The organism is Paenibacillus vortex V453 (assembly GCF_000193415.1).
In the GTDB taxonomy this organism is placed as follows: domain Bacteria; phylum Bacillota; class Bacilli; order Paenibacillales; family Paenibacillaceae; genus Paenibacillus_AQ; species Paenibacillus_AQ glucanolyticus.
In genome coordinates this window covers 81,658-94,486 of record NZ_ADHJ01000049.1, presented here as the reverse complement: position 1 = coordinate 94,486, position 12,829 = coordinate 81,658, and the positions used below count along the sequence as shown (strand labels likewise).

Annotated in this window: 16 protein-coding genes; all 16 read left to right on the top strand. The window is 51.9% G+C overall.

The annotated features are described in order from the left end of the window. Nucleotides 1–77: 77 nt before the first annotated feature. The gene (locus tag PVOR_RS25990; protein ID WP_006212545.1) at nucleotides 78–485 is read left to right on the top strand and encodes a phage tail tube protein; all 408 of its coding nucleotides are present in this window, start codon (nucleotides 78–80) and stop codon (nucleotides 483–485) included. A 579-nt stretch (nucleotides 486–1,064) separates the two neighbouring features. Beyond that, nucleotides 1,065–1,499: a phage tail assembly chaperone gene (locus PVOR_RS25985; RefSeq protein WP_006212544.1), complete on the top strand. Its 435-nt coding sequence runs from the start codon at nucleotides 1,065–1,067 to the stop codon at nucleotides 1,497–1,499. Nucleotides 1,500–1,513: 14 nt separating this feature from the next. Then, nucleotides 1,514–1,657 (top strand): hypothetical protein, encoded by a 144-nt coding sequence (locus PVOR_RS30855; RefSeq protein ID WP_160164037.1) that lies wholly within the window; start codon nucleotides 1,514–1,516, stop codon nucleotides 1,655–1,657. 17 nt (nucleotides 1,658–1,674) lie between these two features. Next, nucleotides 1,675–3,453, top strand: coding sequence for a hypothetical protein (locus PVOR_RS25980; RefSeq protein ID WP_006212542.1), 1,779 nt, complete (start codon nucleotides 1,675–1,677; stop codon nucleotides 3,451–3,453). A 66-nt stretch (nucleotides 3,454–3,519) separates the two neighbouring features. Continuing rightward, nucleotides 3,520–4,164 carry a LysM peptidoglycan-binding domain-containing protein gene (locus tag PVOR_RS25975; RefSeq protein ID WP_006212541.1) on the top strand — a complete coding sequence of 215 codons (645 nt, stop codon included), beginning with the start codon at nucleotides 3,520–3,522 and terminating at the stop codon, nucleotides 4,162–4,164. Next, the gene (locus PVOR_RS25970) at nucleotides 4,161–5,138 is read left to right on the top strand and encodes an XkdQ/YqbQ family protein (RefSeq protein ID WP_006212540.1); all 978 of its coding nucleotides are present in this window, start codon (nucleotides 4,161–4,163) and stop codon (nucleotides 5,136–5,138) included. Before PVOR_RS25975 ends, PVOR_RS25970 begins: the two co-directional genes overlap by 4 nt. After that, nucleotides 5,131–5,520: a hypothetical protein gene (locus PVOR_RS25965; protein ID WP_006212539.1), complete on the top strand. Its 390-nt coding sequence runs from the start codon at nucleotides 5,131–5,133 to the stop codon at nucleotides 5,518–5,520. Before PVOR_RS25970 ends, PVOR_RS25965 begins: the two co-directional genes overlap by 8 nt. Continuing rightward, nucleotides 5,513–5,971, top strand: coding sequence for a DUF2634 domain-containing protein (locus tag PVOR_RS25960; protein ID WP_006212538.1), 459 nt, complete (start codon nucleotides 5,513–5,515; stop codon nucleotides 5,969–5,971). The genes PVOR_RS25965 and PVOR_RS25960 overlap by 8 nt, the downstream gene beginning before the upstream one ends. Further along, nucleotides 5,971–7,125 (top strand): baseplate J/gp47 family protein, encoded by a 1,155-nt coding sequence (locus PVOR_RS25955; RefSeq protein WP_006212537.1) that lies wholly within the window; start codon nucleotides 5,971–5,973, stop codon nucleotides 7,123–7,125. Before PVOR_RS25960 ends, PVOR_RS25955 begins: the two co-directional genes overlap by 1 nt. Before the next feature lie 7 nt (nucleotides 7,126–7,132). Continuing rightward, nucleotides 7,133–7,684: a YmfQ family protein gene (locus PVOR_RS25950; protein WP_083811734.1), complete on the top strand. Its 552-nt coding sequence runs from the start codon at nucleotides 7,133–7,135 to the stop codon at nucleotides 7,682–7,684. A 1-nt stretch (nucleotide 7,685) separates the two neighbouring features. Further along, a complete protein-coding gene (locus tag PVOR_RS25945; RefSeq protein WP_006212535.1) occupies nucleotides 7,686–9,224 on the top strand; it encodes a phage tail protein in 1,539 nt (512 codons plus the stop codon). A gap of 83 nt (nucleotides 9,225–9,307) precedes the next feature. Then, nucleotides 9,308–9,616: a hypothetical protein gene (locus PVOR_RS25940; protein ID WP_006212534.1), complete on the top strand. Its 309-nt coding sequence runs from the start codon at nucleotides 9,308–9,310 to the stop codon at nucleotides 9,614–9,616. A gap of 186 nt (nucleotides 9,617–9,802) precedes the next feature. After that, nucleotides 9,803–10,645 carry a hypothetical protein gene (locus tag PVOR_RS25935; protein ID WP_006212533.1) on the top strand — a complete coding sequence of 281 codons (843 nt, stop codon included), beginning with the start codon at nucleotides 9,803–9,805 and terminating at the stop codon, nucleotides 10,643–10,645. Nucleotides 10,646–10,901: 256 nt separating this feature from the next. Beyond that, nucleotides 10,902–11,339: a phage tail terminator family protein gene (locus tag PVOR_RS25930; protein WP_006212532.1), complete on the top strand. Its 438-nt coding sequence runs from the start codon at nucleotides 10,902–10,904 to the stop codon at nucleotides 11,337–11,339. Continuing rightward, nucleotides 11,336–11,509 carry a hypothetical protein gene (locus PVOR_RS31150; RefSeq protein WP_006212531.1) on the top strand — a complete coding sequence of 58 codons (174 nt, stop codon included), beginning with the start codon at nucleotides 11,336–11,338 and terminating at the stop codon, nucleotides 11,507–11,509. The genes PVOR_RS25930 and PVOR_RS31150 overlap by 4 nt, the downstream gene beginning before the upstream one ends. Then, the gene (locus PVOR_RS25925) at nucleotides 11,510–12,829 is read left to right on the top strand and encodes a phage tail sheath family protein (protein WP_006212530.1); all 1,320 of its coding nucleotides are present in this window, start codon (nucleotides 11,510–11,512) and stop codon (nucleotides 12,827–12,829) included.

The window sequence follows — 12,829 nt, the reverse complement described above, 5'->3', positions numbered from 1 at the left end:
GCGTATTTAAGATACCACGAACTGCCCGAAGAGGGCTTTGTTTGATTAAAACCTAACCATTCGAGGAGGAACTTAACATGTTGGATGCTTCAAGAGTCATTATGGGGACATACGGCCAGGCGTATATTGACGGGGTATGGCAGACGCATATTAACAAGCTGGAAGCCAGCGTGGAATTGGAGAAGCGCGAGCTGAAGCTGGTCGGTAACGACTGGACGGTGCACAAGAACGGCAGCAAAAAAGGAACGGGCACGATGACCGGCTACAAGGTCACCTCTGATATGATCTCCCGCGGCTTCACCAAATTCGATATCATCTCCAAGCTGGATGATCCCGAATCCTACGGTCATGAGCGCGTTCGCCTGATCCGCTGCATGCCGGACAAAATCCAGCTGGCCAACTGGACAGCGGGTGAGGAAGTGCAGGAAGAAACTTCCTTCACCTTCGAGGGGTATGAGCTGCTGGATCCGATTCAGGGGGATTAAGAGGGACAGACTTGATGTGTGCAGGATGTCGGGGGCTGTTCGTTTTAGGACGCCAATGGCTTCTCAGAGTGCAGCGTGTCCCCTTGGGTGTACTTCTATTTGTGTCTTTTGAGTAGCGGACTCTGGTTCCGTTATGTCTTGGGATATTGCCATAATTTTAGATTTAGCGGACATGAGATGCGCTATTGGTTCTATTATTGGCACTTTTATTGTGTTTTCGCGCAAATAGCGGATCGTGGGTCCGTTCAGTTCCTAAAAACGACCCATTTATTCGAAATAGCGTCTGCTGGGTCCGCTTTAAGAGTAGGGTTCCTACCGATGGGAGCCGGTGGCTAGCCGCTGAATGATTTTGATGAATGCTATGTTGGTTATGACAGCTGAAGTTAAGCATAGAGGGAGTGGCTGCATGCACGGATTCGTTCTGCCCATTTCCTCATGCGTTTGAAGGTAGGGGATTATTAGCAGTTGTACACTACTGTACCCTTCAATCCTTCATCGGAACAGACATTGGCTCGCGCAGCAGCCCCATTGAGGGCACCGATTTGATTTGATTACTTGATTCATAAAGGAGATAGACGCATGAGTTTAAACGAGAACATGAGCGAAGAGCAAATTTTGGATGGTCTGTTTGAGGCGGCGGAGAAGCTGCCGGAGGAAACCGTACGCATTAAGCGGCTGGATATGCAGATGGTACTGCAAGGCTTGACCTCTAGTAAAGTGGACAGCATCCGCGAGCGCTGCACAGTCCGCCGGACGATCAAAGGCGCGGTGGACGAGAAGGTGGATACGGAGACTTTTAATGCATTGCTGATCTCCGAGGCCACCAGCAGCTTGTCCGTAAAGGGTCTGACGCTTAGCGGCTGGGGTGATTCCCGGATTACCAGCCGCTTGAAGCTGTCGGGCGGAGAGCAGGCGGTCCGCCGCATGCTGCTGGCGGGTGAACTGGATGCCGTAGGCGATAAGGTGCTGGAGCTTTCCGGCTTCGGGGTCGAGATTGCTGACCTAAAAAACTGATCGGCTCCGGGGGAATGACAACGATGCTGTACCATCTGTGGGTCCGGCATCACCTTCGTCCCGGAGATTTTTGGCTGCTGCCGCGAGGCGAGCGGCTGCTGCTGCTTGCCTTCTCCCAGGAGGAGATGGAGGGCATGGCCGGTCAGAGCTTGAAGTGAACAGGAGGTGAAATGAAATGGCTGAAGCCATGAACTACCGCATGAATCTGGTCATCGATCCGAAAAACGTGATCAAGGCCAACCGCGAGCTGCGGGCGATGGAGCGTTATTTTGAGCGGATCCAGGGACGTGTCATGCGAATCGGGCGCACCCGCATGGCGCCTGAAATCGTGCTGAAGGACAGCGCCTCGAAAGGGCTGGATAACCTGCTTGCCAAGATGCAGCGGGTGAAGTCGCAGGTGATCCAGGCCTCGGCCAATGTGAAGCTGAACGTGCAGAAGCAGATCGATACCAATCTGAACTTAAGCGTGCAGAAGCAAATCCAGGCGAGTGTTATGGTGGATTTGCGGGCATCGGGGCTTGATTTTACTCCCATGATCGATGCCTTGAAGGCGAATACGGAGGCTGTGATTCAGCTTACGAGTTCGCTTGGGGCGATAAAGCCCGCAGGCGGGAGCGGGAAAAAATCTGGTTGGGATACGGCGATAGGTATATTGGGGAACGTAGCGTTGGTTGGTTCCACTATGCGTGGCACGGGCCAAATGAAAGATAAACACCAGAAGATGCGCGAGGCCTGGAGTAAAGATAAACCTGCTGATAACAAGCCCGCTGAGGTCAACAAAGAACGAAGGGTAGGCTCCAGAAATAGGGGGCGTCAGGCGAATCAAAACACGGCTGCTGTTCCCAAAACTGAACAAGCGGAGAAACCTTTAACGAAGTGGGGCAAGGCTTTTAACAGAGCTGAAAAAACAGGGGACTTTATAGAAAACGTTGGATCAACGGGAAAGGGGGCAGTGGAATTACTTAAGAAGGCCTCAGATTTTGCCAAGGATATGTTCGGCGGCGGTGGTGCCAGCGGCATCGTTTCCGGAGGTTTGGCAGGTGCTAGCAAGACGGGTGCAGGGTCAGACGCCGTAAAACAGGCGGCCGATGGCAGCGCAGCAAACGCAGTGAAAAATGCCGGCAAAAACGGCCTAGGCTCCGGTTTAATGAAGGGTCTTGGTAAACGGGCCCTTGGTCCGTTAGGATATATAGCCGATGCGGCCGCAATCGCTACCGCTAAACCAGGGAAAGAGCGCAATCAAGCCATGGGCTCTGCCGTTGGCGGCGGCATTGGAAGCACAATTGGCGGAATTGTCGGCTCCGTGATCCCGGTTGCAGGGACCTTGATTGGATCGACGCTCGGCGGCACCGTTGGAAGTTTTGTTGGCGAGAAGGTAGGCGGTGCCATAACGGGCATCAGCGAAAAGTTTAATGAGAGCAAGGAGAAGGTATCGGCATGGTTCTCCAAGACGTTTTCCTTTGGAAAAAAAGACGAGGAAGCAGTCAAGCCGAAGGAGGCTCCAAAGTCGCCGCCTCCTAATTCCAACGTGACTGCTCTTCCGGCTCCCATCATTCCGAAACCAGCGCCGGCTGATTTCAACAAGCCGCTGCTGCCGAACCCAGCTCTGAATCCGATGTATGGTTCCTATGTGCCGCCTAGTCATGCTGCAAGCATGAGTACTTTTGGGCCGCCTGCAAGTGCTGCCCAGAACCAGGCTTTTGCCGGGAAGCCAACGTCCCCGCAGTCCGTTCAGATTAGTCCGGACCAGATGAGCACCATATCCGGCTTGCTGATAGACTTCAAAACGGAGACAACCGTCAACTACAATCTTCCTCCAGGTGCGGTGCAGGTTACGGTTCATGAGGAACACCCTGTCGATGTCGAAGGCTTGATCCTTCTGATTGGGCAGAGGCTGAGAGCCGAATTCAGCAAGGCGGCGCAGAACCGGAAGCCGACCCCGATGGCCTATTGAGGATAATCGATAATGACAGGCATGAAAGGGGCGGAACGCATCCATACAGAAAGGAGGGGGCCCAAGGTGGAGTTTCTTTTGAAGAATGGAAAGGGCATGACGTTCATATTCCCGGTTAATCCCGAAGAGGTGACCATTTCACGGCAAAAGGGCCTGGAAACGGCCACGATTCTTAACTATGGAGAGTTTGATTTTCCCCAGGGCAATCGGATCAAGGAGATTTCGTTTTCTTCATTTTTCCCGCAAGAGTATGATGCAGCATTCTGCAAGGGGGATAAGAAGGATCATATTAAACCCCAAACCGCGATGAATAAACTTAACGAGTTTCTGGCGTATAAAACGCCGCTGCAGTTCGTCATTACCGAGACGGCGGTGAATGTGCCGGTGTATGTTGCTTCCCATCAGTCCACGTTCCGTGGCGGCGAGGTCGGGGATGTGTATTTTGATATCACGCTTCGGACCTGGAGCGATATGAAGGTAGCCAAAACAGCGGGCAGCAGCGGGGCAGCGGGAGCGAATAAAAAGCCTCGGGCAGACATGAAGGAAAAGAACAAAACCTACATTGTGAAGTCAGGGGACTCACTCTCCAAAATCGCCAAGCTGGAGCTCGGGGACAGCTCAAAATGGAACCAGATCTACAAGCTGAACCAGAAGATGATCGGTAAAGATCCGAACGCCATCAAGCCTGGACAGAAGCTGGTGTTGTCATGAGTTACAAGGTGATTTTGCAGGATCAGTACGATTTATCTCCCTTAGTAGAAGCTATCCATCTGCGGGATTCGCTTGAACAAGTTGCCTATCAGGGGACCGTCAATCTGGTCGTAACGCCGGATATGCCGCCGATCTCGCCAGGAATGGCAATCCGTATCAGCGGAATTCCTTACGGCAAGAAGGATTATGTCCCCCTGCTGCACCCGGCTGTCGTGTGGGAAGTGGAAACTTCGAATAACGGGGTGAAGCGAATGACCCTCACACTGTACGACCGTACGGTCTATCTGGACAAATCAGAGGATGAGTACCTGTTCCCGGCGAAGCAGACGGCCACCCAGCGGTTCAAAAAGTACGCAGCCGACTGGAACCTAAAAATTGCGGTTTTGCCGGATACCGAGAAGCAGCTGGGACGTTCCGTTTACCGCACGCAGTCGATCTACGCAAGTATGTTCGCTGATCTGCGGGAAACGGCCAAAGCCGGCGGCAAGCTGTACCACCCGAGAATGATCTCTTCCGGGCTGGAGCTGTATGAGCTTGGAACGAATCGAGATGTGTATATCCTGGAGGCTTTAGCCGATACCACGCAATCGCGGACGCTGGAGGGTGCGGCGACCAAGGTCAAGGTGCTGGCAACGGCCGCAAGTGAGACGGGACAAGAGGTTCCGTCCAAGGTGATGGCGATTGAGGAAAAAGATATCGCTAAATATGGCCAGCTCCAGGCCATTATTCAAGATGATGAAGTGAAGTCGCCTGTGGCTGCCCGCCAGCTGGCTCGAAATAAATTGAGAGGAATTCGGGAGACCATTTCCCTCAATGCACCCGACATCAATACGATTCGCGCCGGTGATGCGGTGATGCTCGGTTCGATGAGGCTGCTCGTCATTTCCGTCAGTCGAGAGCTGGGCAGCCCCGGTAACATGATGCTGGAGCTGGGGAGTTACAACGATGTAAAAAGGAGGTTTTACCTTGAATAAAGACCCCTATGGACAACTGGCGTCCTCCCTGTATGCCTCATTAAACAAGCAAACTCGTCAAGCCGTGGGCGGCGTGGGGGCCGTGCTTGGCACGATAACCTCGACAGGACTCAAGCTGGATGATTTCAAGCATGAGCTGCAGGACTATATGGTGGCGGAGCTGCCGGGCTTGTTGTCCTTACCCCGTTATACGGCTGCTGGCAGCGCGAATCTGGGGGGCCAGCAGCAGGATATGACGTTCGATGTGGAAGAGCATGAAATGGAAGACACCCTTTTTCAATTGGGAAAAGGCTTGAAGCCGGGGGATCGTGTGCTCGCCGTTCGGGTCAACAGCGGCAATGACGTGGTGGTCGTGTGCAAGGTGGTGAGCAGCGGTGGCTAATTTATTTCCGGAAAGTGATGACATGATCTGGAGTGATGCCACGGATCCGGAGGTGCTGGAGGGAGCCGGGGCTGTTTTTGGACGGAGCTGGCGGTATGATTTTGAAGCTGGCGAGTTTATTATGACACCCACCCGGAAGATTCCGGTTGCGGACGAGAAGGAAGCCTGGGTCATCTGGTGTGAAAAAGCGATTCGTACGCCGCGTTACCGTCATCTGATCTATACGCGGGATTACGGCAGCGAGCTGGAGGAGCTGGTCGGCAAAGGCTACGACCGTGCCTTGCTGGAAAGTGAGATTCAGCGCATGGTGACCGAGACGCTGCTGGCAGATGCGCGGACGGAGAGCGTGGACCAGTTTCTTTTTGCCTGGGAAGGAGAAGCTTGCCGTTTCAGCTGCCGTATTACGAGTGTCCGGGATGAAACGGAAATTATAGAAAGCGTGGTGATCTGATGGCAGACTTGCCGTTATATTTGCAGGATCAGACGGAAGAAAATATTATGAACCGTATGCTGAATCAAGTGCCTTCGGACATCGACAAGTCGGAGGGCTCTTTTATCTGGGATGCACAGGCACCGGTGGCATTTATGCTGTCCGAGGCGGCCTTGTGGGCGCAGGAGCTGCTGCGGCGCGGCTTTGCAAGCACCGTGGCAAGTGATCGTCCGGAGATCCGGTCAGCCGAACTCGATCTGAGGACAGCAGAACATGGGATCACGAGACGAGAAGCGGTCGCTTCGTCCGGTAGTGTTGTGTTTACGGGAAAACCGGGGACAACGGTGCCTGCCGGAACTTATGTAGCCACACCGGCCGATGAAGGTTCCGGGGAGTCCTCGGTGGAATATATGACGATATCCGGCGTTACGCTGGGTGACTTGGGTACCGGCACGGCGGCAATTCGAGCCGTTACACCGGGCAGCAGCGGGAATGTTCCGGCAGGCGTTATTCAGCTTATGATGACGTCGGTCAGCGGCGTAGCATCGGTTACCAACCCGGAACCCACACGGAGCGGGACGGATACCGAAAGCGACCAGTCGCTGCTGGAGCGTTTTTACGCCAAGGTTCGCAGTCAGGGGACCAGCGGCAACAAAGCGCAGTATATGCTGTGGGCCAATGAGATTGCCGGTGTTGGCGGTGTGGAAGTGGCGCCGCTGTGGAAAGGGCCTGGTACGGTCGGGCTGTATCTTCTGGATACGGATAAGCGTGCGGCAAGCCAGGATATCGTAGATGCCGTTCAGCAGCACATTGACCCGTCCCAGGATGGGCAGGGGGAAGGCGTAGCCCCGGCTGGGCCGGTTATCACGGTGATGCCCGCAGCGGAAGTAGCGATAAATATTTCCGTCAAAGTGCAGCGCACGCAGGAGCAGCCCTCGACGATGGATGAAATCCGTAAGCTGATTGAGGACGGTGTTCGTTCATATTTACAGCAGATTGCTTTTAACAGGAAAGATCCGTTGGTTCGTTACACGCGAATTGCCGCTGTACTGCTGGATATTCCGATTATTGTGGACTACTCGGATTTGACAATTAACGGCCATACCGAGCAGCAAAATATTGAAATTGGCTCCGGTCAGGTAGCGGTGCTGGGGACGGTGAGCGTAAGTGAATAATGTCCGAATGAACAGCTTGCGCGGTCGCGAGCTGTTTTCTTATCTCCCGGCCTATTACGAGACCTCGCGCGTCATGTTATCCGATATGGATGCCAAGGGCAGCGAGTTGGACGCGCTATATCAAGCGCTGAATTCAGCGGCGGACCAGTTCTTTGTCCGTACAGCCACCTGGGGACTGGTACGCTGGGAAATGGAGCTCGGCATACCCACCGACCGGAACAAGCCGGTCGAGCAGCGGCGGGCGGTGCTGGAGTCCAAGCTGCGCGGAGCAGGAACCTTCTCCGGTGCGCTTGTGAAAAATGTGGCGGAGGCTTACGACGGCGGCACGGTCGAGGTATCCTTCCAGCCCGAGGAATGGGGCTTCACGGTTAAATTCGTGGATACGCTCGGAATCCCGCCGAATCTGGAGGATTTGAAGTCCGCGATCGAGGAGATCAAGCCGGCGCATCTGGCGGTGGCGTATGCGTTCAACTATTTGCTCATACGCGATATTCATGACGTGATGACTTTGGGCGAGCTGGGGCAGACGCCGTTAAACAAATTTGCAGGAGGTGTTTGAGTTGTCCAGTAACACACCGAATTTAGGACTGTTAAAGAAAGACCCGATGGTGGATGGCAATGAGACCTTTAACATCGAAACGATGCTGAATGAGAACTGGGATAAGGTTGATGAGGCGGTGGGGAATATTAAAGTTCCAGACGCTTCGTTGACGGAGAAGGGTATAGTGCAGCTCTCCAGTGCCACAAATGGTACGAGGGAGAATGTGGCGGCTACGGAGAAAGCGGTGAAGGATGCTGCTCTTCAGGCGAAATCATACACCGACCAACAGATTAGCCTGGTCACGGAAACAGGCATCCCGAAGCTGGTCAGCTACCCGCTATTGGTGACGGCCACAGCCGATAATCAGAAGGTATTCGAGATCCCGCTTGACCTTTTCGACGCTGACACTGACACCTTGCTAGTAGCAATTAATCGGGCTGCTCTGGACCCGACACAATACACCGTGACCAACACAGTCCGAAACGCTGCTGGGGAAGTCAGTCAGAGGGCGAAGATCACTCTTCTTTCCGGCGTGGCCTCAACGTCTGAGGTGACGATGGTAGTCCTGAAAAACGTTCCAATCGGCCCGGAGGGCGCGATCAATGGTGCAGTGCTGGCGATGGATTCTGTCCCGATCAATCGAGTAAATGGGCTGCAAGATCAACTAGACGGGGCTTTTCAAGCTGGCAATGAGCGAAAAGCGGAAGTGGTTGCCGCGCTTGTTGCCATCGGAGTACCGGCATCCACTAGTGAGACATGGGCGCTGCTGATCCCTAAGATATCGGCGGTGATCAGAGCAACGGGGAATGCAACGGCAGCGGATGTATTGGTCGGGAAAAGTGCTTCGAATGCTAGCGGCCCTTTCAATGGCGGTATGCCGAATCGCTCCGCCGAAAACAATTACATGCCTGGACTTGAATCAACGGTATGGGCGGGGGATCGCTTTTTTATCAAACCACCGCACGGTTATTATAACGGGACGACATGGGTAACGGCTGCAGTGCTGGGGTTGACTGCAAATAACCTGCGGGCCGGGGTTAATGTGGCGGGCTTGGTGGGGACGTTGTCGCCAGGCGACAGAAGTTTAGTAACCAATAATCCCATGCCAAAGAATATACCAAACCCTAACGCTTGGGTGTATCACGACTTGTTTACAATCCCACCGAGTGAGAGCTATATAGATGTGTACACAGCCGAAGACAATAATGTCCCTAAATTGCAGGCTCTGACGATGACAAACGAATTCAGCACTACAAAGACGGCTGCGCTAGTTCTTATTGACGATGCTGGAGTAGTATATACACTAAAAACATCGACATCAACTGGAGCACAGGTGATGGCCCAACTTACAGGGTTTGCTCTTGATCGAAAGCAACGCACCGGAACCATGTACGGTAGCGGCGCTGGAGGACCTGTGGGTGTGGCAATGCCTGCGATCCCAGCCAACTTTAAGCTGACGGGGACGTTGCGGTTCTGCAGCGCATCTATGTATCAGGGGAACGATAGCAGATCGACAGCTGAAGGATGGGCTAGATCTTTAGTGGTTCTAACAGCTTAAAATTAGGGAGAGAAATGGAAAATGTACGTCATATACCAAAAGACATCTGAGAAGACGGACAGGTTCAGGAAGAATTTTTTCCTATGCCGTCAGAAAAGAACCGGGAAGGTGTAGAAATTGATGTGCCTATGCTTTATCTCAAGATCATTTCAGATTTGACATCAAGACTGATGGTTGACTTGGAGAAAAATGAACTGTATTACGATTATTACACCCCGGAAACAATTGAAACCAAGGTGTCCGACTTACAACAAGTAAATGTAGAGCTGAACACAACCATGGGAACACTGCTAATGGAAAGTGCTAACGGCAACGCAACAATTACATCTCTGGAGGATACGATAGGGACGTTATTCTTCGAAGTGGCCGCATTGGAAGGAGTTACAGAGTAGATTTGGTATTCGATAGTCAAGGGTTATTATGATAACTAACATCTGTTATAAAATACTGACAGCCTAATTTTCGTCGTGGCCAAGATGATCACTCCAGAAGAATACGAGCAAATCACAAATGTTGATTATGCAGCATAGTGCGCCGCAAGGTTTTAACGATATTTTATAGAGGGGAGACGAACACATATGGCAAAGGGAATAACAGCGCAGGAGATGGATTCGGTGACGGCATCGGGCCTTGTCCCACATCTTGGCACAACGACCAATAGCGGCAATTCATATAGCGTTACATCCAACACGCCTATCAGCACGAATCAAAAGTTTACGATAAAGTTCAATGTCGCAAGCTCTACAGCTCCGACACTCAAAATCAATAACGATACAGCATTACCTATTAAAAAAGCGAATGGCAATAACGCAAAGTTATACGCTAGTGTCTATACACTGTTCCGGGATGGATCGGCTTTTATTTTACAGGGTGAAGGGGGGAGTGGAAACGTACAACCTGATCAGGTTGAGGCGGGGTTTACATTTACTAATGACAACGGTGAATTTACAGGGACACTTAGTAAGCAGGCTTTTGTTGATGCTATTACATCAAAAGGCGTTACAGCATCTATGGCCGATCCATTTAATACTTTGGCTGCTAAAATTGATCAGATCAGCACCGGGTTAAAACGAGCATCCGGAAATGGCGCTCCAACCGGCGTGGAAATAGTCAATTTAGACTTTGAGCCATTAATAATCATCATTAGGTGTAACGGTAGTTTTTATTATAATGATGGCCATCAGGGGAACGATAACAGATCAGCTCAAATAGGCGGGGCAATGTATTTTGTTAAAGGGGAACATAACTATAATATCTCGGCATCAGTCACTACGGGACGTGACGGATCAACCAATATAGAAATAAACCCAACAGTATCCTGGTATCTGAACGGATTTAAAATAAATGTACAAACACGGACATCATCATCTTCTAATAATATATCCGCATCAATAGGAAATTGGGTTGCAATCGGAATATAACATGATTATTTCAGGGGCAGCGATAGAATGAATGAGCTCGGAAGAAAATTCAACTGCCCAACGCCTTGACTCAGTAAAGGAGAAACACTCACCGATTAAGGGAACTAAACGGGCATTCGTTTGAATAGGGTTAAGGACAAGGAAGACAAAATGGTAAAAATTTGGTTGTCTGAGAATCTGGAGATACAATAACATACGATAAAAAATGCTAAACAACAAAAAAACATGAGTTACACTACTGAAAAGGAGCCCAGCCATGCCTACCCAACAAACACGCGCCGCCCTGGCAACCAAACTTACAAATGGCTTCCCCGACATCCCCCTCATCTCCAAAGAGGATGCCGCCGTACTACCTCCAGTCCCATACTTCCAAACCGAGCTAACCCTAGCCGAGTTCGAGCCGATATCGACCCATCGATATGCGGCTCGTTTTCGTTTCAGGATCCATTACGTTCCGGTTACTGGAAGGCCAGTGTCTACCATCATCGACGAGATGCTGGAGAGCCTGACATCCTTGGATGTCAGCGGCCGTCCATGCCGCGCCTCATCAGTGGCGTGGGAGCGTCCAACGGGGAGTGACGGGGCAGCGGGAGAAGGTTATTTTCGCGCAGAGTATGTCATTCAGATGACGACCGATCAGGTCGAAACGGAAACCAAGATGCAAACATTGAAACAGGGAGGCGGATTGAAATGAGTAAAAAAGAAACAGCACCGACGTTCAACAAACATCAGCTGGCACAATCCAATCAATTCAGTAATCGCGAGAAGGATGTGCTGAGCGCCATTCTCGAAGAGGGCAAGGCGTACACCGTTCAGCAAGCGAAAGACCAGATGACTACATTTTTGAAAAAGGAGGTCATTTAAATGGCCGGAGGAACATGGACAACACCCAACAAAGTAAGACCAGGCGTCTACACCCAAATCTCATCGCAGGAGCAGCCGATCGGGCGCGTAGGTGAGAGGGGGATTGCGGCACTGGGTCTTTCCCTTCCATGGGGGGAGTCGAATCAAATTCTAACCATTCAACCAGGTACTAATCTGGTCGAGGTGCTGGGTTATGATATCACAGCGCCGCAGCTGCTTGCGGTAAAAGAAGTGCTCAAGCGTGCAGGTACTCTTCTGCTGTACCGCTTGAACAGCGGTGTCCAGGCAGCGGGTACCGTTGCCGGGCTCAAGGTAACCGCACGTTATGGCGGCGAACGCGGAAATGACATCCAGATTGTCGTTGAGAACGCCGTGGATGATCCCGGCAAGTTCGTAGTCAGCACCCTGCTCGGCGTCAGAGCCGTGGACAAGCAGCTTGTAGCTGGTGCAGCAGAACTGCAACCGAACCTGTATGTGACCTTTGCACCGGATACCGGCGATTTGGCGGCAACGGCAGGATTCGCTCTCACAGGCGGCGCCAACGGCACCGTGACCAATCAAGAGCATGTCGATTTTCTTGCTGCGCTCGAGGTCCAAGACTTCCAGACCGTAGGTCTGTTGTCTGGAGATCCAACGCTCAAGTCCCTGTATACCGCCTTTGTCAAGCGTCTTCGCGAGTCGGAAGGCAAGAAGGTGCAAGCTGTATTGTCTGATTATCCTGCTGCGGATTATGAAGGCATCATTAGCGTGAAAAATGGTGTTATTCTCACCGATGGTACCGTTGTGGATAAAGTGAAAGCCGCTGCTTGGGTTACTGGTGCTACGGCTGCGGCAGCTGTTAACGAATCCCTCACGTATGCAGCGTACGACGAAGCGGTGGATACCGATGTTCGCCTGAGCCATACGGAGATTGAAGCGGCTCTCACGAAGGGCGAGTTCCTGTTCAGCTACAGCGGCGGCAAAGCCGTGGTCGAGCAGGATATTAATAGCTTTACTTCGATTGAACCGGCGAAACAGCGCCATTTTTCCAAAAACCGAGTGGTCCGCGTGCTGGATGGCATTGCAAATGACTTGAAGCTGATTTTTGAGAAGTCTTATATCGGGAAGGTAGACAACAATGTGGATGGCCGAACGCTATTCTGGGCGGAATGTGCCGCGTATTTTGCTTCCTTGCAGAACATAGGGGCGATTCAGAATTTCAATGCGAACGAGGATATTGTGGTGACACCGGGTACAGAAGGCGATGTGCTGTTTGTGGATATCAAGGTACAGCCAGTGGATGCAATTGAAAAAGTATACATGAAAGTGAAGGTGGTCTAA

Excerpts from the sequence above, each read along its gene's own strand:
- PVOR_RS25990 (WP_006212545.1), top strand. The coding sequence starts at position 78 with ATGTTGGATGCTTCAAGAGTCATTATGGGGACATACGGCCAGGCGTAT.
- PVOR_RS25985 (WP_006212544.1), top strand. The coding sequence starts at position 1,065 with ATGAGTTTAAACGAGAACATGAGCGAAGAGCAAATTTTGGATGGTCTG.
- PVOR_RS30855 (WP_160164037.1), top strand. The coding sequence starts at position 1,514 with ATGACAACGATGCTGTACCATCTGTGGGTCCGGCATCACCTTCGTCCC.
- PVOR_RS25980 (WP_006212542.1), top strand. The coding sequence starts at position 1,675 with ATGGCTGAAGCCATGAACTACCGCATGAATCTGGTCATCGATCCGAAA.
- PVOR_RS25970 (WP_006212540.1), top strand. The coding sequence starts at position 4,161 with ATGAGTTACAAGGTGATTTTGCAGGATCAGTACGATTTATCTCCCTTA.
- PVOR_RS25955 (WP_006212537.1), top strand. The coding sequence starts at position 5,971 with ATGGCAGACTTGCCGTTATATTTGCAGGATCAGACGGAAGAAAATATT.
- PVOR_RS25950 (WP_083811734.1), top strand. The coding sequence starts at position 7,133 with ATGAACAGCTTGCGCGGTCGCGAGCTGTTTTCTTATCTCCCGGCCTAT.
- PVOR_RS25940 (WP_006212534.1), top strand. The coding sequence starts at position 9,308 with ATGCCGTCAGAAAAGAACCGGGAAGGTGTAGAAATTGATGTGCCTATG.
- PVOR_RS25935 (WP_006212533.1), top strand. The coding sequence starts at position 9,803 with ATGGCAAAGGGAATAACAGCGCAGGAGATGGATTCGGTGACGGCATCG.
- PVOR_RS25930 (WP_006212532.1), top strand. The coding sequence starts at position 10,902 with ATGCCTACCCAACAAACACGCGCCGCCCTGGCAACCAAACTTACAAAT.
- PVOR_RS31150 (WP_006212531.1), top strand. The coding sequence starts at position 11,336 with ATGAGTAAAAAAGAAACAGCACCGACGTTCAACAAACATCAGCTGGCA.
- PVOR_RS25925 (WP_006212530.1), top strand. The coding sequence starts at position 11,510 with ATGGCCGGAGGAACATGGACAACACCCAACAAAGTAAGACCAGGCGTC.